Origin of the sequence: Hydrogenophaga sp. (genome assembly GCF_019635465.1) — a bacterium.
GTDB lineage: Bacteria > Pseudomonadota > Gammaproteobacteria > Burkholderiales > Burkholderiaceae_C > Hydrogenophaga.
Genome location: NZ_JAHBZK010000001.1, coordinates 132,920 through 149,922, shown reverse-complemented (window position 1 = coordinate 149,922; position 17,003 = coordinate 132,920). Strand labels below are relative to the sequence as shown.

The 17,003-nt window shown below is 66.5% G+C and carries 14 protein-coding genes; 11 read left to right on the top strand and 3 right to left on the bottom strand.

Annotated features, from left to right (window positions below; all coding sequences use genetic code 11):
- The first annotated feature begins 57 nt into the window (after nt 1-57).
- From KF871_RS00810 to KF871_RS00790, 5 genes are all read left to right on the top strand, one after another.
- A complete protein-coding gene (locus tag KF871_RS00810) occupies nt 58-3,651 on the top strand; it encodes an indolepyruvate ferredoxin oxidoreductase family protein (protein WP_291136864.1) in 3,594 nt (1,197 codons plus the stop codon).
- Between the two features lie 63 nt (nt 3,652-3,714).
- Nucleotides 3,715-4,032 carry a preprotein translocase subunit YajC gene (gene yajC / locus KF871_RS00805; RefSeq protein ID WP_291136861.1) on the top strand — a complete coding sequence of 106 codons (318 nt, stop codon included), beginning with the start codon at nt 3,715-3,717 and terminating at the stop codon, nt 4,030-4,032.
- Between the two features lie 117 nt (nt 4,033-4,149).
- Nucleotides 4,150-6,033 (top strand): protein translocase subunit SecD, encoded by a 1,884-nt coding sequence (secD, locus tag KF871_RS00800; RefSeq protein WP_291136858.1) that lies wholly within the window; start codon nt 4,150-4,152, stop codon nt 6,031-6,033.
- Between the two features lie 24 nt (nt 6,034-6,057).
- Nucleotides 6,058-7,008 carry a protein translocase subunit SecF gene (secF, locus tag KF871_RS00795; RefSeq protein WP_291136855.1) on the top strand — a complete coding sequence of 317 codons (951 nt, stop codon included), beginning with the start codon at nt 6,058-6,060 and terminating at the stop codon, nt 7,006-7,008.
- Nucleotides 7,009-7,089: 81 nt separating this feature from the next.
- On the top strand, nt 7,090-9,489 hold the full coding sequence (locus KF871_RS00790; RefSeq protein ID WP_291136852.1) for a DUF1631 family protein: 2,400 nt from the start codon (nt 7,090-7,092) through the stop codon (nt 9,487-9,489).
- Nucleotides 9,490-9,502: 13 nt separating this feature from the next.
- Here KF871_RS00790 and dprA read toward each other — a convergent pair whose 3' ends face one another.
- Nucleotides 9,503-10,600, bottom strand: coding sequence for a DNA-processing protein DprA (gene dprA / locus KF871_RS00785; protein ID WP_291137383.1), 1,098 nt, complete (start codon nt 10,598-10,600; stop codon nt 9,503-9,505).
- 6 nt (nt 10,601-10,606) lie between these two features.
- Nucleotides 10,607-11,836 carry a LysM peptidoglycan-binding domain-containing protein gene (locus KF871_RS00780; RefSeq protein ID WP_291136849.1) on the bottom strand — a complete coding sequence of 410 codons (1,230 nt, stop codon included), beginning with the start codon at nt 11,834-11,836 and terminating at the stop codon, nt 10,607-10,609.
- 260 nt (nt 11,837-12,096) lie between these two features.
- Between KF871_RS00780 and def the strand changes: the two genes are divergently transcribed.
- The 6 genes from def to KF871_RS00750 all read left to right on the top strand — a co-directional run bounded on the left by def (nt 12,097) and on the right by KF871_RS00750 (nt 16,431).
- Entirely contained in the window at nt 12,097-12,618 is a 522-nt protein-coding gene (gene def, locus KF871_RS00775; protein WP_291136846.1) for a peptide deformylase, read from the top strand.
- The gene (gene bamE / locus KF871_RS00770) at nt 12,615-13,100 is read left to right on the top strand and encodes an outer membrane protein assembly factor BamE (protein ID WP_291136843.1); all 486 of its coding nucleotides are present in this window, start codon (nt 12,615-12,617) and stop codon (nt 13,098-13,100) included. The genes def and bamE overlap by 4 nt, the downstream gene beginning before the upstream one ends.
- 38 nt (nt 13,101-13,138) lie before the next feature.
- On the top strand, nt 13,139-14,095 hold the full coding sequence (fmt, locus tag KF871_RS00765; protein ID WP_291136840.1) for a methionyl-tRNA formyltransferase: 957 nt from the start codon (nt 13,139-13,141) through the stop codon (nt 14,093-14,095).
- 2 nt (nt 14,096-14,097) lie between these two features.
- Nucleotides 14,098-14,835: an AzlC family ABC transporter permease gene (locus KF871_RS00760; RefSeq protein ID WP_291137379.1), complete on the top strand. Its 738-nt coding sequence runs from the start codon at nt 14,098-14,100 to the stop codon at nt 14,833-14,835.
- Nucleotides 14,828-15,163 carry an AzlD domain-containing protein gene (locus KF871_RS00755; RefSeq protein WP_291136836.1) on the top strand — a complete coding sequence of 112 codons (336 nt, stop codon included), beginning with the start codon at nt 14,828-14,830 and terminating at the stop codon, nt 15,161-15,163. Before KF871_RS00760 ends, KF871_RS00755 begins: the two co-directional genes overlap by 8 nt.
- A gap of 71 nt (nt 15,164-15,234) precedes the next feature.
- Nucleotides 15,235-16,431, top strand: coding sequence for a phosphoglycerate kinase (locus tag KF871_RS00750; protein WP_291136832.1), 1,197 nt, complete (start codon nt 15,235-15,237; stop codon nt 16,429-16,431).
- A 138-nt stretch (nt 16,432-16,569) separates the two neighbouring features.
- Here KF871_RS00750 and KF871_RS00745 read toward each other — a convergent pair whose 3' ends face one another.
- Complete coding sequence (locus KF871_RS00745; protein ID WP_291136829.1) at nt 16,570-16,962, bottom strand: YbaN family protein; 393 nt, start codon at nt 16,960-16,962, stop codon at nt 16,570-16,572.
- Nucleotides 16,963-17,003: the final 41 nt, after the last annotated feature.

The window sequence follows — 17,003 nt, the reverse complement described above, 5'->3', positions numbered from 1 at the left end:
TCCTGTCGACGCTCTGGCGCTCACAAGGCGCCGGCCCCACCCACAGGAGACCCCCACATGAACGCGCCGCTGCCCGAGCACATCCGCAAGGCCCTCGAGACCGTCACCCTTGACGACAAGTACGCCCTTGACCACGGGCGGGCCTTCATGAGCGGTGTGCAGGCGCTGGTGAAGTTGCCCATGCTGCAGCGCCAGCGCGATGCGTTGGTGGGCAAGAACACCGCGGGCTTTGTGAGCGGCTATCGCGGCTCGCCGCTCGGCGGCTATGACCAGGCGTTGCAAAAGGCGGCGCCGCATCTGAAGAAGCAGAACGTGGTGTTCCAGCCCGGCGTGAACGAGGAGCTGGCGGCCACCGCGTTGTGGGGAACGCAGCAACTGGGCTTTGCGCCACCTGGCACCAACCGTTTTGATGGCGTCTTTGGCATCTGGTACGGCAAGGGCCCAGGCGTCGACCGTTGTTCCGACGTGTTCAAGCACGCCAACATGGCGGGCACCAGCCCCTGGGGTGGCGTGATTGCCGTGGCCGGTGACGACCACGTCGCCAAGAGTTCAACCGCGGTGCACCAGAGCGACCACATTTTCAAGGCCTGCGGCCTGCCGGTGTTCTTCCCAGCGACGGTGCAGGAAATCCTGGACCTGGGTCTGCATGCGTTTGCGATGAGCCGCTTCTCCGGTGTGTGGGCCGGCATGAAGACCATCCAGGAAATCGTCGAGTCCAGCTCCACCGCTTTGATCGACCCCGAGCGCGTGCAGATCGTGCTGCCCGAGTTCGACATGCCACCGGGTGGCCTGCACATTCGCTGGCCCGACAACGCGATCGATCAGGAAGCACGCCTGTTTGATCACAAGTGGTATGCCGCGCTGGCGTACGTGCGCGCCAACCGCCTCAACCACAACGTGATTGCCGGCCCCAATGACCGCTTTGGCGTGATCGCCAGTGGCAAGGCTTACAACGACACGCGCCAGGCGCTGATCGACCTTGGGCTGGACGATGCCACCTGCCGACGCATCGGCCTTCGCCTGCACAAGGTCTCGGTGGTGTGGCCGCTGGAGGCCCAGACCACGCGCGAGTTCGCCACCGGCCTGCGCGAAATTCTGGTCGTGGAAGAGAAGCGCCAGGTCATCGAGTACCAGATCAAGGAAGAGCTCTACAACTGGCGCGCCGATGTGCGCCCGGATGTGCTTGGCAAGTTTGACCAGGACGAGGGTGACTACAGCGGCGGCGAGTGGTCGCGCCCGAACCCCAGCGCCAACACGTTGCTGCGCGCCAAGGCCGATCTGACGCCGGCGCTGATCGCGCGCGCCATCGCCAAGCGCCTCAAGCGTCTGGGCGACCTGCCCGAAGACGTGATGGCCCGCATCGATGCGCAGCTGGCCATCCTCGACGCGCAGGAGCGGTCGCTGCAGACGCTCATTACCCAGGGCGTGCCGGGCGCAGAGCGCCAGCCGTGGTTCTGCTCGGGTTGCCCGCACAACACCAGCACCAAGGTGCCCGAGGGCTCGCGCGCCATGGCGGGGATCGGTTGCCACTTCATGTCGATCTGGATGGATCGCGCCACCGTGGGCTTTACCCAGATGGGTGGCGAAGGCGTGCCATGGATGGGTCAGCAGCCCTTCAGCACCGACAAGCACATGTTCGCCAACCTGGGCGACGGCACCTACTTCCACAGCGGCATCCTGGCCATCCGCCAGAGCATCGCCGCCGGGGTGAACATCACCTACAAGATCCTCTACAACGACGCCGTGGCCATGACCGGTGGCCAGCAGGTGGGCGAGCGGCCAGAGGGCCACAGCGTGGTGCAGATCGCGCAAAGCATGCGCGCCGAAGGGGTCAGGAAGATCACCATCGTCACCGATGAGCCCGAGAAGTACAGCGGCGTTCAGAGCCTGCCTGCCGGCATTGCGATTCAGCACCGCGACACGCTGGACGCTGTTCAGCGCGAGTTCCGGGAGATCGAAGGCACCACGGTCATCATCTACGACCAGACCTGCGCCACCGAAAAGCGCCGTCGCCGCAAGCGCGGCACCATGGTCGAGCCCACCCAGCGTGTGGTCATCAACGAACTGGTCTGCGAGGGCTGCGGCGATTGCGGTGAGCAATCCAACTGCCTGTCTGTGGAGCCACTGGAAACCGAGTTCGGTCGCAAGCGCCAGATCAACCAGAGCACCTGCAACAAGGACTTCTCCTGCGTCAAAGGCTTCTGCCCCAGCTTTGTCACCGTCGATGGCGGCCAGCTGCGCAAGAAGAAAGGTGCCGCGCAGATCGAATGGACTGGTGGCACGCTGCCGCACCCGACCTTGCCGACCCTGTCCTCCGACGCCTGGGGCGTGATCGTTGCCGGCGTGGGTGGCACTGGCGTCATCACCATCGGGCAACTGCTGGGCGTGGCCGCTCACCTCGAAGGCAAGGGCATCGTCACGCAGGACGCTGCGGGCCTGGCGCAAAAAGGCGGCGCCACCTGGAGCCACGTGCTCATCGGCGCAAGCCAGGACAACATCCGCACCACGCGCGTGTCGGCAGCTTCGGCCGATCTGATCATCGGCTGCGACCCGATCGTGGCCGCCAACAAAGAGACCTGGCAGCGCGTGCGCGAGGGCCGCACCCATGTGGCACTCAACAGCAATGCCACGCCCACGGCGGCCTTTGTGCACAACCCCGACTGGCTCAATCCGGCGCAAGCCTGTGTGGACACCTTGGTCAACCACCTGGGTCAGACGGCGATCGGCGTGGTGGACGCGGAGGCGCTGTCCACCCGTTTGCTGGGCGACAGTCTCTATACGAACCCCTTGATGCTGGGCTTCGCCTGGCAAAAGGGTTGGATCCCTCTTGGGCAGGCCGCTCTCATGCGGGCCATCGAGCTCAATGCTGTGGCGGTGGAGCAGAACAAGGCCGCCTTTGAGTGGGGGCGCCGGGCTGCGCACGATCTTCAGGCCGTGCTCGCAGCTTGTGGCCTGGGCCAATCCACCGCTCAGGTGATCCAGTTCCGCAAGCGCGAGACGGTGGAGCAGTTGCTGGAGCGTCGCGTCGAATTCCTCACGGGCTACCAGAACAGCGACTATGCCCAGCGCTACCGCGCCTTTGTCGAGCGGGTGCGCCTGACCGAAGCCACCTTGGGCAAGACCGCGCTGACCGAAGCGGTTGCGCGCAATCTGTTCAAGCTCATGGCCTACAAGGACGAGTACGAAGTGGCGCGCCTGCACACCGACCCGGCCTTCCACCAGAAGATCGCGGCCCAGTTTGAGGGTGACTTCTCGCTCAAGGTCCACCTGGCGCCGCCGTTGCTGGCCAGGAAGAACGAACGCGGCGAGCTCATCAAGCGCCCCTTCGGACCCTTCATGTTCACGGCATTCCGTTGGCTGGCCCGCTTCAAGGGGCTTCGCGGCACCGCTTTCGACATCTTCGGCCGGACCGAAGAACGCCGCATGGAGCGCGCCCTGATCGAGCAGTACCGTGCCGACATCGAGCGCGTGCTGGCGCAACTGCAGCCTGAGCGCCATGCCTTGGCGGTCGAGATCGCGCGATTGCCCGAGCAGATCAAGGGCTTCGGCCACGTGAAGGAGCGCAACGCGCGTGCTGTGGCGGCGCGCCGCGACGCCCTGCTGGTGCGCTGGCGTGACGAGGCCACCGAGGGCTCGCGCCAGGTCGCCTGAGTCGGCAGGGATACCCCTGCGGCATACAATCGCGGGCTGTTTTGACCCAGCTGGAGACTGCCCGTGTTGATTTCCCCTGCCTACGCCCAAGCCGCTTCTGGTGGTTCCGAGTCCACCTTGCTCGGCCTGCTGCCGCTGGTGCTGATGTTCGTGGTGCTCTATTTCGTGATGATTCGCCCGCAAATGAAGCGGCAGAAGGAGCACAAGTCGATGATCGAAGCGCTGGCCAAAGGCGACGAGATCGTCACCGCTGGCGGCTTCCTGGCCAAGGTGACCAAGCTGGGTGAAACCTACGTCAGCGTGGAACTTGCCGACGGCATGGAGGTTCAGATGCAGCGCACGGCCGTCGTGCAGGTCCTGCCCAAGGGCACGATGAAGTAAGCCAATTGCCTGTTCGGGCCGGCAGTGCCGGCCCTTTCCCCTTTTGGGGAATGGCATCAGCGGATCGGTTGGTCCGACGCGCTGATGCCCCTGCCAACGTATCGCCAAGGCTCTCTCATGAACCGATACCCGTTGTGGAAGTACGTGATCATCGTGATCACGCTCCTGGTGGGCGCCGTCTACGCGCTGCCCAATCTGTTCGGGGAGGCGCCTGCGGTACAGGTCTCGGCCGGCAAGGCCACGGTTCGCATCGAACCAGCCACCCAGACGCGCGTTGAGCAGGCGCTGGCGGCGGCGTCCGTGCAGGTCGACGCCATCGGGATCGAGGGTGGTTCATTGCGTGTGCGCTTCAATGACACCGACACGCAGCTCAAGGCCCGCGACCTCGTCGACAAGGCGCTGAACCCCGATCCGACCGACCCGGCCTACGTGGTGGCCCTCAACCTGGTGCCGCGTACGCCGGCATGGCTGAGCGCCTTCCACGCACGGCCGATGTACCTGGGCCTCGACTTGCGCGGCGGTGTGCATTTCATGCTGCAAGTCGACATGAAGGCCGCGTTGGAGCGCCGCGCCGATGTGTTGGCCACCGATCTGCGCAACGCCCTGCGCGAAAAGAACATCCGCCACGGCGGCATCACCCGCAGTGGCACAACCATCGAACTGCGGGCGCGCGACGATGCCACCCGCAATGCCATCGACGATCTGGTGCTGGCCCAGTTCAAAGAGCTGCAGCTCACTCAGTCGGGCGAGGGCAGCGATATCCGCATCAGCGCCACCATCCGTCCGGAGTCGGCCCGCGCTGTGCAGGAGCAGGCGCTCAAGCAGAACATCACCACCCTCAACAACCGCATCAATGAACTGGGTGTGGCCGAGCCTGTGATCCAGCAACAGGGCGCCGACCGCATCGTGGTGCAACTGCCTGGCGTGCAGGACACCGCCAAGGCCAAGGACATCCTGGGCCGCACCGCCACACTGGAAGTGCGCCTGGTGGACGAAAGCACCGAGGGCCAATCGGCCGAACGTGGCACCGGGCCGGTGCCCTTCGGTTCTGAGCGGTACCTGGAGCGCGGCGGTCGGCCGGTGATCGTCAAGCGCGAAGTGCTGCTCACTGGCGAGAACCTCACCGATGCCCAGGCTGGCTTTGATGGCCAGACCCAGCAGCCCGCGGTGCACCTCACGCTGGACAGCAAGGGTGCGCGCATCTTCCGTGACGTCACGCGCGACAACATCGGCAAGCGCATGGCCATCATCCTGTTCGAGAAGGGCAAGGGCGAGGTGGTCACGGCACCGGTGATCCGCTCGGAGATCGGGGGCGGCCGCGTGCAGATCTCCGGCGCCATGACCACCGTCGAGGCCAACGACACGGCACTGTTGCTGCGCGCAGGCTCTTTGGCAGCGCCAATGGAGATCGTCGAAGAGCGCACCATCGGCCCCAGCCTGGGCGCAGAAAACATCGCCAAAGGCTTCAACAGCGTGACCTGGGGCTTCCTGGTGGTGGTGGCTTTCATGTGCATCTACTACATGGTCTTCGGCGTGTTCTCCAGTCTGGCGCTGGGCTTCAACCTGCTGCTGCTGGTGGCCGTGCTGTCCATGTTGCAGGCCACCCTCACCCTGCCGGGCATGGCCGCCATGGCCCTGGCACTGGGCATGGCCATCGATGCCAACGTGCTGATCAACGAACGGGTGCGCGAGGAGCTGCGCCGGGGCGCGTCGCCTCAGACGGCGATCAACGCCGGCTACGACAGCGCCTGGGCCACCATCCTTGACTCCAACGTCACCTCGTTGATCGCCGGGGTGGCCCTGCTCCTGTTCGGCACCGGCCCGGTGCGCGGGTTTGCCGTGGTGCACTGCCTGGGCATTGTCACCAGCATGTTCTCGGCCGTGTTCTTCTCGCGCGGGCTGGTGAACTTCTGGTACGGCCGCCAGAAAAAGCTGAAGTCCCTTTCGATTGGCACCGTGTGGCGCGCCGACGGCGCCGCCACCCCGGCCAAGGCCGACTGACCCTGTTCATTCCGGAGCCCATTCATGGAGTTCTTCCGCATCCGGCGCGACATCCCGTTCATGAGGCACGCTATCGTGCTCAACGCGATCTCGGCCGTCACTTTTTTGCTTGCCGTCTTCTTTCTGGTCACCCGCGGGCTGAACCTGTCGGTTGAGTTCACCGGCGGCACGGTGGTCGAGGTGGCCTACGAGCAACCCGCTGACCTTGCTGCAGTTCGGCATGTGGTCGAAGGTCTGGGGTATGCCGAAGTGCCGGTGCAGAACTTCGGCAGTTCACGCGACGTGTTGCTGCGCTTGCCCGTGGTGCAGGGACAAACCTCCGGACAGCAGGCAGAAGCCCTGTTCGCAGCCCTCAAGGCCCAGAATCCGACGGTCTCGCTCAGCCGGTCGGAATTCGTCGGGCCTCAGGTGGGTCAGGAGCTGGTTGAAAACGGCCTGATCGCCCTCGGCCTGGTGATCGCAGGCATCATGATCTACCTCGCCTTCCGCTTCGAGTGGAAGTACGCGGTCTCGGCCATCATCGCCAACCTGCACGACGTGGTCATCATCCTGGGCTTCTTCGCCTTCTTCCAGTGGGAGTTCTCGCTCGCGGTGCTGGCGGCCACGCTGGCGGTGCTGGGCTATTCGGTCAACGAGTCGGTGGTGATCTTCGACCGCATCCGCGAGAGCTTCCGGCGCCAGCGCAAGATGACGCCGCGCGAGGTCATCGACCACGCCATCACCTCGACCATCAGCCGCACCATCATCACCCACGGTTCCACCCAGGTGATGGTGCTGTCCATGCTGATCTTTGGCGGACCCACCCTGTTCTACTTTGCGCTGGCCCTGACCATCGGCATCTGCTTCGGCATCTATTCGTCGGTGTTCGTGGCGGCCGCCGTGGCGATGTGGCTGGGCATCAAGCGCGAAGACCTTGTCAAGTCGGCCAAGGTGGAAGGCGATCCGGACGACCCGAACGCCGGCGCCGTGGTGTAACCGCCATAGTCGGCTCCGCAACCCGGGGCAGAGCGGGGCTCCCCGGGGTGGAAAGGGGGGTCTTCGTGTCATACTGCCCGGATGTCGTCGACAGTCCCCGCAAATGGCTTTGCCTTGGCGCAGCAGGCGCGCGAGCGCTTTGTGCTGCACATGGGCCGAACCCTGCCGGAGCTGATCAAGCTGGTCGATCAGCGCCTGACGGCTTTGCTGGATTCGTCCGGCACACCACCTGAAATCCAGGTTCGCCGCGACACCTGGGGCGCATTCAAGAAGCGCCATGGCCTCTGGCTCGAAGAATGCCGAACCGCCATGAAGAAGCACCTGGCGGCGCGCGCCGGGCTGACCGAGGCGGGCAGCATTTCGGGCCAACTGGAGCTGGTGGCCGAAGGCGCCATTGACGACCAGATCCTGGCATCGCGCATCGCCATGCGTGTGCTCGACAAGACGTCTTCCGAGCTCAACGACCTGCGGCTGCGGGTGCAATTCCTGGAGCGTCGCACCGAGCTTTCCAAGAGCGACATCCTGTTGCCGGACGTGTTTGCCCGCCTGTTGGTGGAGCAATGGAAATCCGCCGGGCTTGAGCGCGATGGTCTGGCCTTGGTGCAGGACCAGATCGCGCCGTTGCTGGCCGCCATGCTGCTGGACGGCTACAAGTCGGCCAATGCGCACCTTGTGGCCAACGGGGTGATGGAGAAGATCGACCTGCAGGCGCTGGTCAAACGCAACCCCCAGTCGAGCACCTCGCCCGGGCCTACGCCCGTACGTGTGGAAAGTGGCCAGGGCGCCCATGCCCCGTTCCGGCGTGTGCAGGACGCCGGCGGGCCCGGTCAGGCCGGTGCCCAAGGTGGTGCGCCCTCGTCGAGCTATCGCGGTAGCGGCTACGGCAGTGGCGCGGTGCACAGCGGCCGGGGTACCCCGTCTGGCACCGGCGGCGTGCACGAGGAAACGCGCATGCTCACCGGCACCTCCCCGCTGGCGCGCGCGCGCATGCGGGCGCAAGGGGTCGTGGGGCGCTTGCGCCGCATGCTGGTCGATCGCGTTGGGCCGGACTTTGAAGCCACGGAGATCCTGCCGCCGTCCCCCGGCCTGCAGCAGGCCATGATGCGACCGGTGTCGTTTCCCACGACCGGCGCGGGGCTTGGGCCGGTCGCCACGGGCGCGGGCGTGGCGTATGCCGACGCCGCCACCGTCGAGCGCACCGCCACCGTCTTGCGTCAGCGCACGCAAGAGCTCAAGCAGGCGGCATCCACCCCAACCGAGAAAGCGACGATCGAGGTGGTGGCGCTGATGTTTCAGGCCATCCTGGCCGAAGAGCGCATTCCGCCCAGCATCCGCGTGTGGTTTGCGCGCTTGCAGATCCCGGTCCTGCGCGTGGCGCTGGCCGAGCCCGAGTTCTTCAGTGCCCTGCAGCATCCGGCGCGGCGCCTGATCGACCGCATGGGATCGTGCGTGATGGGGTTCGAATCCAACGTCGGCTCGGCGGCGCTCGAGGCCGAAATCAAACGGGTGGTGCAGGTCATCGAGCAATACCCCGAGACAGGCAGGCGCGTCTTTCAACTCGTGTACGACGAGTTCCAGAAGTTCTTGTCCACTTACCTCAGCGAGCAGAGCAGCGCCAGCCGATTCGTCAGCGTGGCGCAGCAGGTCGAGCAAAAAGAGACGCTGTCGGTGCAGTACACGATCGAGCTGCGCAAACTGCTCGACGATGTGCCGGTGCGTGCCGAGGTGCGCGATTTCCTGTTCAAGGTCTGGGCGGACGTGCTGGCCGTCTCCAGCGTCAAGCAAGGCGTCAAGCATGCCGAGACCCAGGCGCTCAAGCAGGCCGCGTCCGATCTGCTGTGGGCTGCGAGCGCCAAGCCCAATCGCGAAGATCGGGCGCGCGTGATCCAGCAACTCCCAGGCATCCTGCAGCAGCTGCGCAAAGGCATGAGCCTGCTGGGTTTTCCGCAGGCGCTGCAGGATCAGCACATCAAGCAGGTCAGCGACACCCTGGCAGACGCCTTCATGTCGCGCACCGAGTCGATTGAGCAGAATCAGCTCGATGCCCTGGCCAAGCGGCTGGCCAATCTGGAGGACTATCTGCCCGAGGGCGGCGTTGGCGACTTCGACCTCAACTCGGACAGCATCGAACTCATTACCGGCGTGGATGCCAGCAACATCGAGGTCATCAACCAGGGCGGCAGCCAGCCGAACGAGGCCATGCGTGCCTGGGCGGCCGAGCTGCAGATCGGCTCGTGGTTCGGTCTGGACCACAACGGCAAGCTGGGCAGTGTGCAACTGGCCTGGCGAAGCCAGCATGGGCAGCTTTATCTGTTCGTCAGCAATGCGGGGCGCTGCTACCTGATGCAGTCGGCCCGTGTTGCTGCGTATCTGCAAGCCGGCCTTCTGGTGCCGAGCGAAGAGGAAGCGCTCACCGTGCGCGCCACCCGCGAAGCCCTGGCCAAACTCGACGCCAATCCGGAGCGCTTGCTGGCCTCCTGATCCCGGCGCAGGATCAGCCTGCGCTCAGTCGCTGCAGCAAGCCACCGGGCAGTCGGGCCACTTCGCCGGCCAGTTCCAGGTCGAGCAGCTGCGCTTGCAGGTGCGCGGTGTCCAGGCCGGTGCGAGCCTGCAGCGCGTCCAGGCCGACCGGGTCGTGGCCCATGGCCTCAAGCAGGGGGTTCGACGCCGCGCTGTCGATCACGACTGGGTTGTCTGACGGCGTACGGCCACCCAGCTGCAACTCTTCCAGCACGTCCTGCGCAGACTCCACCAGCTTGGCGCCTTGCCGGATCAGGGCGTGGCAGCCCCGCGCCTGTGTGGCATGAATGGAGCCTGGAATCGCAAACACCTCGCGCCCCATTTCGCTGGCCAGTCTGGCGGTGATCAGCGAACCTGATTGCAGCGCGGCCTCGACGACCAGAGTACCCAGTGACGCGCCTGCGATGAGCCGGTTGCGCGAGGGGAAGTTGGGCGCCAGAGGAGGCGTGCCCAGCAGGTATTCGCTGACCAGCGCCCCTTGTTCGACAATGCGATGCGCCAGTGCCCGGTGGCGCGCCGGGTAGACCCGGTCGATGCCGGTGCCCACGAACGCGATGGTCGGGCCTCCGCCGTCGAGCGCACCCGTGTGGGCGGCGCCATCGATGCCCAATGCCAGACCCGATACAACACACAGTCCCGACTGCGCCAGTGCTTTGCCGAAGGCGTGGGCGTTCTGCGTACCTTGTGGCGTGGGATTGCGGCTACCCACGATCGCCACGCAGGGATTGCTCAACAAAGGGTCCAGGTTTCCGTGCACGAACAAGGCGATCGGCGGGTCCGCCTGTTGCAGCAGGTTGGACGGAAAGCGTGCGTCGCCCAACGTCACCAGATGGTGGGCTTCATCCACATCGAGCCACCGGGCATGGGCTTCAACCGCCGCCTCGAAGCCCTCGGGTTCGCGCGTCATCGTGGCCGCCAGCGGCCCCCCGACCACCGTAGCCCAGGTCGACTCGGATTGATCCCACACGGCCTGCGGCAAGCCGAATGCGGCCAGCAAACGCCTCGTGGTGGCGCGGCCCAGGCCAGGCGTCAGGAGCAGCCGCAGCCAGGCGGCCAGCTCGTCACGCGGCATCCGCAATCAGGGATTGGTGAAGCGATCGCCAACGCGCACGCCGTCGGCGATATCGAGCACGATGGCATAAGACACCCGATCGAAGGTGCGGAAGACCATCATCAGGCCGTTGCGTTCACCGGGCAGACGCAGGTTCGGCTTGGCGCTGTCGGTGGTGTCGGGGACGATGTTGCTCTCGCGAAGCAGCGCCAGCACGTGGCCAGGCTCAAGGCCATTGAGCGATCCCCGGTTGATCGAGACGACCATGTTCTGGGCCGCATAGGTCACGGCGTTGCCGTAGACGGACACGATCTGGCCAGCCTGCGGGCCCTGGGGAGCGCGCGGGACGAAATTGGTGAAGGTGCGCGGCGGCTCGGGCAACAGGCGATCGCCCACGCGCATTTCTTCCTTGGCCACCGTGATGTCCAGGCTGGCGGGCACGATCTCGGTGATCTTCTCGCCCTTGGCGTTGACTCCGTCGCGGCGCGTTTCGCTGCGGATGACGTTGGCCTTGCCGAGGTAGTGGGCCTCGTAGCCGAGGATCTCGTTGGTGGACGGGTCGCGTAGCGGCTCGGCGTTGCGGAACACCCGATAGCCCGCCGAGCGGGCGTTGGTCACTGCGAGGGGTTCGGCCTCTGGCGTGTCGGCCGAGAGGGCGCGCGCATAGGCACGGTCGCCCCGGCTGATGAGCACGCGGTCCTCATGGGTGGCCACGATGCGCGGCGCGCGGTTGAGCACGTCTTCGTCGACGACCAGCGCTTCGGTGAGGAAGGATTCGATCGATTGCAGCGAGATGGGCGGCACAGCGCTGTCGGCCAGGGATTCGTAGCGCGTGCGCGGCGACACCTTGATCGTGCCGGGCTCGCCGTTGCCGGGGCTGGTGGCCAGACGGGCACGGCCGTCGGCCTTGATCAGATACAGAACCTGGCCCGGATAGATGCGGTGGGGGTTCTTGATGTCATCGAGGTTCATGCCCCACAGCTCGGGCCAGCGCCATTGGCTGCGCAGGAAGATGCCCGAGATGTCCCAAAGCGTGTCACCGCTCTTGACGGTGTAGCTGTCTGGGGCGTTGGGCGAGAGTTCGGAGAGCGGAACGCCCGCTTGCGCAACCTGTGCTGCGGTCGAGCGCTGGGCCGGCGTGACGGGATAGCGTTGCTCGGCCGGTACCACCGCCGTCTGGGCCAATGCCACTTGCGCGGCGCACACGCAAGCGACGGCGCTGGCGATGGAAGAAAACACTCGGGTGGACGATGGCATGTTCGGGAGCCCCTGGGCAGCACGTGCTGGGTCGGTGGTGAGGCGTCGAGAGGTGCTCCCTCGAACGTCGCCGACGGCGCGTGAGTCTTGACAAGTCGCCTTTGATTCTGCGCGCAAGCCTTTGATAGCGCAATGTTTATGGCGGGCGGGAATTTCGCGTCGTCGCAAAAGTGGCGAAAATAGCGACAGCACTTTCCGCTCATCACCGTGCCAATGCCTGTTGTCGTTTTGGCCGGTGGCGCAACCGCTTGCATCACCCCATGAATCCGCCCGAATTGCTGCCCATTCTGCGTTACCCCGACCCGCGACTGCACACCGTGGCCAAGACGGTGGCGGCGGTCGATGACCGCATCCGCGCGCTCATTCCGCGCATGCTGGCCACCATGTACGACGCCAACGGCATCGGTCTGGCAGCTACCCAGGTGGACATTCATGTGCGCCTCATCGTCATCGACGTCAGCGAAGCGCGCGACCAACCGCTGGTGCTGATCAACCCGGTGATTGAGTGGGCCAGCGAAGAAACACGCAAGGGCGAAGAAGGCTGTCTGTCGGTGCCGGGCATCTACGACGGCGTCGAGCGTTCGGTGGCAGTGCGCGTGCGCGCACTCGACGCAGAAGGGGTTGAGCGCAGCATCGAGGCCCAGGGCATGCTGGCGGTGTGCATCCAGCACGAGATGGATCACCTGATGGGCAAGGTGTTTGTCGAGTACCTGTCGCCGCTCAAGCGCAACCGTATCAAGTCCAAGCTGGTGAAGGCCCAGCGTGAGGCCGAGCGCGCATGAAGCTGTTCTGGGCGGCGGTGCTGGCGCTCGCCCTGGTGGCATGCGCAGGAGTGCCCGAGCGCGTCGCGCTGGGCAGTTCGCGTACCGAAGTGCAGGCGCTGCTGGGCGAGCCCACCGGCAGGTACGCGCTGGTCGATGGCGAACGCTGGCAATACTCGCGCCAGCCGGCCGGCCAGCAGGTTTTCAATCTCGACTTCGACCGCTCGGGCCGTCTGGTGCGCAACCAGCAAGTGCTCGACATCCGCTGGCTCGAGCAGCACGTCGCAGTCGATCGCTGGACCCGTGACGACGTGCTGCGAGAGCTTGGTCGGCCGGCCCTGATCGACCGCGTCTGGAGTTTTCGGGGCGAGGTCTGGAACTACCGTTTTCTCGAGTTCAACAACCCGCGTCTGGCGCACCTGCACATCGACCCGCAGGGCGTGGTGCGCAAACTGATGTTCACCGACGAGCGCTTGCTCGACGCCCTGTCCGACCGCCTCTGACTCTCTTCACCCGCAATGGGTGACCACCGTTGCCACCCATGCGCCTCATTTTTGCCGGTACGCCGGATTTCGCCCGCGTTGCCTTGCAGCGCCTGATCGATGCGGGTTTCGACATCGCCCTCGTGATGACGCAGCCGGATCGCCCGGCCGGTCGCGGCATGAAACTGCAGGCCTCGCCAGTCAAGCAGCTCGCGCTCGACCAGGGCATCGCCGTGTCGCAACCGCGTGGGCTCAGGCTCGACGGCCGCTACGCCGACGATGCGGCGATGGCGGCCGACGCCATCGCCGCAGCCAGGGCCGATGTCATGGTGGTGGCCGCCTATGGCCTGATACTGCCGCGCTGGGTGCTGGACGCCCCACGGCTGGGCTGCCTGAACATCCATGCCTCCCTGCTGCCACGCTGGCGCGGCGCGGCGCCCATCCACCGGGCGATCGAGGCCGGCGATGCGCAGACAGGCGTGACCATCATGCAGATGGACGAGGGGCTGGACACGGGCGACATGCTGCTGCGCGAGGCCGAGTCGATCCGCAGCGACGACACCACGGGCAGCCTGCACGATCGGCTCGCCATGCTGGGTGGCCGACTGATCGTCGAAGCCCTGGAGCTGGCGGCCTGCGGTGGCTTGCATCGCGAGCCCCAACCGGCCGATGGTGTGACCTACGCCAGCAAGATCGACAAGGCGGAAGCGGCCATCGACTGGACGCTATCTGCCCAGGCAATCGAGCGACGCGTGCGCGCCTTCGATCCGTTTCCGGGCGCGAGCACTGTGCAGGGCAACGAGACCATCAAGGTCTGGGCGGCCGTGCCGGTCAAGGGTGTTGGGGCGCCCGGCGAAGTGCTCGCCGCCGACGCCTCGGGCGTCGTTGTGGGCTGTGGCGCCGGTGCGCTGCGGCTCACCCAGATGCAGCGCGCCGGTGGCAAGCGCCTGGGCGCGGCAGACTTCCTGCGCGGCTTCCCTCTTGCGGCGGGGCAGCGTCTGGGAGATGTCGCGTGATCCTGTTTCTCAAACGCGAGCACCGCAGCCGACCCGAGTATCTCGAAGGTGTGCGCGACCAGGCCACCGTGGCCATGGGCATCGCGGCCTGGGGTCTCATGACGGGCGTGGCCATGGTCAAGTCCGGCATGTCGGTGTTCGAGGCGGTGCTGATGACGCTGATCGTCTACGCCGGCAGCGCGCAGCTGGCGGCGGTACCCATGATCGCGGCGGGCGCCCCGCTGTGGGTGATTCTGGCCGCGGCCTTCTGCGTCAATCTGCGCTTTGTGGTGTTCTCTGCGCACCTTCGGCCCTACCTCATGCACCTGCCGCGCTGGGAGCGCCTGGCCACCGGCTACGTCACGGGCGACCTCAGCTATGTGTTCTTTGCCCGGCGTTACCCCCACCCGGGTCACACCAGCGAAGAGATCGCGCAGCAGCAGGCCTTTCTCATGGGCAACTGCGCCGTGAACTATGGCGCCTGGATGGGCACCAGCCTGCTGGGCATTGCGCTGGCCAACGCCATACCCACCGACTGGGGGCTGGGCTTCGCCGGCATCCTGGCCCTGCTGGGTGTGCTGTGCTCGTTGGCCACCTCGCGCCTGCGCATGGTGTCGGCCGCGGTCGCGGGTCTGGCCGCGGTCATGACCTGGGCCCTGCCGCTCAAGCTCAACATCCTGGTGGCCATCGCCTGCGCGGTGACACTGTGCCTGGTGCTGGAGCGGTTCCGCCCTCAGCCCCCTGGAGCCGGCCATGCTTGATGTCGATCCCTGGACCCTGCTGACGATCGTGGCCATGGGCGCCGTCACCGTGCTGACCCGCGGCTTCTTCTTCATCTCCAACCAACCCTGGAGCCTGCCGCGCTGGGCCCAGCGCGGTCTGCAGTACGCGCCGATCGCGGCCCTGTCGGCGGTGGTGATCCCCGAGGTCGTCATGAGCCACGGCGGCCTGGTGCAGACCTGGCAGGACGCGCGTCTGTACGCCGCCCTGGCGGGCGCGGCGTGGTTCTACTGGCAGCGCGGCGTGCTGGGCACCATCGTCGCGGGTATGGCTGTCTACCTGCCCCTGCACATCGGGCTCGGCTGGTAGGTGCGCGCAAGCGCCGCTGCGCGTTTCCTACAATCCCGGGGTTTGTCCACCATTCGCCGGGATCGTCTGCCATGTCTGCCTTCATCCGCTTCTCCGACCTCTGCGCGCAAGGCCGCGTCAAGGGCCAACGCGTCTTCATCCGCGCCGACCTGAACGTGCCGCAGGACGAAAGCGGCCGCATCACCGAAGACACCCGCATCCGCGCCAGCGTGCCCGCCATCCGCATGGCGCTGGACGCCGGCGCGGCCGTCATGGTCACCTCGCACCTGGGCCGGCCCACCGAAGGCGAATACGACCCCAAGGACTCGCTGCAACCCGTGGCCGTGCGCCTGGCCGAGCTGCTGGGTCAGCCGGTGCGTCTGATCGGTGAGTGGGTGGACGGCGACTTCTCGGTGGCGCCGGGCGAGGTGGTGCTGCTGGAGAACTGCCGCCTCAATGTGGGCGAGAAGAAGAACAAGCCCGAACTGGCCAGGAAGCTGGGCGCGCTGTGCGACATCTTCGTGCACGACGCCTTCGGCACCGCGCACCGCGCCGAAGGCACCACCTACGGCATCGCCGAGACCGCGCCCGTGGCCTGCGCCGGCCCGCTGCTGGCGGCCGAGATGGATGCCATCGCAAAGGCGCTTGCCAACCCGAAGCGCCCGCTCGTGGCCATCGTGGCCGGCTCCAAGGTCAGCACCAAACTCACCATCCTGCAAAGCCTGGCCAGCAAGGTCGATCAGCTCATCGTGGGTGGCGGCATCGCCAACACCTTCATGCTGGCCGCGGGCCTGAAGATCGGCAAGAGCCTGGCCGAGCCCGACCTGCTGGACGAGGCCAAGGCCGTGATCGCGGCCATGAAGGCGCGCGGCGCGGACGTGCCCATCCCCAGCGACGTGGTGGTGGCCAAGCGCTTCGCGGCCGACGCCGAAGCGACGGTCAAGGCGGCCAGCGACGTGGCCGACGACGACCTGATCCTGGACATCGGCCCGCAGACAGCGGCCAGGCTGGCCGCGATGCTCAAGGCCGCGGGCACCATCGTCTGGAACGGCCCGGTGGGCGTGTTCGAGTTCGCCGCCTTCGAAGGCGGCACCAAGGCGATCGCGCAGGCCATTGCCGAGAGCAGCGCCTTCAGCATTGCCGGCGGCGGTGACACGCTGGCGGCGATCGCCAAGTACGGCATCGACAAGGACGTGGGCTACATCTCCACCGGCGGCGGCGCCTTCCTCGAGGTGCTCGAGGGCAAGACGCTGCCGGCCTTCGAGGTGCTGGCGCGGCGGGCGAAATAGGGCCCCCACGCTCCGCCGCTGCGCGGGTCGCTGCCCCCCAAGGGGGCTGATCCGCCTTGGGGCGGCCCGGCGGCGAATCGGTCGGCCCCCACGCGCCGCCGCTGCGCGGGTTGCGAGGTCTTGCAGGCCGCTGCAGCTTCAGGGCTGGCGCGTGGGGATGCGCGCCACCACCCACACACCCACCGCAGCCGCCACCAGCATCACCGCCAGCAGCACCGGTCTGTCACGCAGGCCCCAGGCCGACAGGCTCACCATCACCAGCATCGTGACTTGCGCAAAACGCTTGGTGCGGCGGGTGAGGCTGCGGTGGGCTTCCCAGTCGCGCACCATGGGGCCGAAGAACCGGTGTGACCGCAGCCAGCCGTGCAGCCTCGGTGAGGCCTTGGCGTAGCAAGCCGCGGCCAGCAGCACGAACGGTGTGGTGGGCAGGCCGGGGACCACGATGCCGACGATGCCCAGGCCCAACGACAAGGTGCCCGCCAGCCACAGCAGCCAGCGCAGCGTGCGGGGGGTGTCGTCGGGGGAGGCCATGCGCCGGCATGATAGCCAGCGCTTGGGCCGCTGTGGGTGGC

Bases quoted from the DNA above. Each gene is read 5' to 3' on its own strand.
- KF871_RS00750 (WP_291136832.1), top strand. From the start codon at position 15,235: ATGTCTGCCTTCATCCGCTTCTCCGACCTCTGCGCGCAAGGCCGCGTC.
- secD (WP_291136858.1), top strand. From the start codon at position 4,150: ATGAACCGATACCCGTTGTGGAAGTACGTGATCATCGTGATCACGCTC.
- bamE (WP_291136843.1), top strand. From the start codon at position 12,615: ATGAAGCTGTTCTGGGCGGCGGTGCTGGCGCTCGCCCTGGTGGCATGC.
- KF871_RS00755 (WP_291136836.1), top strand. From the start codon at position 14,828: ATGCTTGATGTCGATCCCTGGACCCTGCTGACGATCGTGGCCATGGGC.
- KF871_RS00745 (WP_291136829.1), bottom strand. From the start codon at position 16,962: ATGGCCTCCCCCGACGACACCCCCCGCACGCTGCGCTGGCTGCTGTGG.
- KF871_RS00790 (WP_291136852.1), top strand. From the start codon at position 7,090: ATGTCGTCGACAGTCCCCGCAAATGGCTTTGCCTTGGCGCAGCAGGCG.
- KF871_RS00810 (WP_291136864.1), top strand. From the start codon at position 58: ATGAACGCGCCGCTGCCCGAGCACATCCGCAAGGCCCTCGAGACCGTC.
- def (WP_291136846.1), top strand. From the start codon at position 12,097: ATGAATCCGCCCGAATTGCTGCCCATTCTGCGTTACCCCGACCCGCGA.
- dprA (WP_291137383.1), bottom strand. From the start codon at position 10,600: ATGCCGCGTGACGAGCTGGCCGCCTGGCTGCGGCTGCTCCTGACGCCT.
- KF871_RS00780 (WP_291136849.1), bottom strand. From the start codon at position 11,836: ATGCCATCGTCCACCCGAGTGTTTTCTTCCATCGCCAGCGCCGTCGCT.
- secF (WP_291136855.1), top strand. From the start codon at position 6,058: ATGGAGTTCTTCCGCATCCGGCGCGACATCCCGTTCATGAGGCACGCT.
- fmt (WP_291136840.1), top strand. From the start codon at position 13,139: ATGCGCCTCATTTTTGCCGGTACGCCGGATTTCGCCCGCGTTGCCTTG.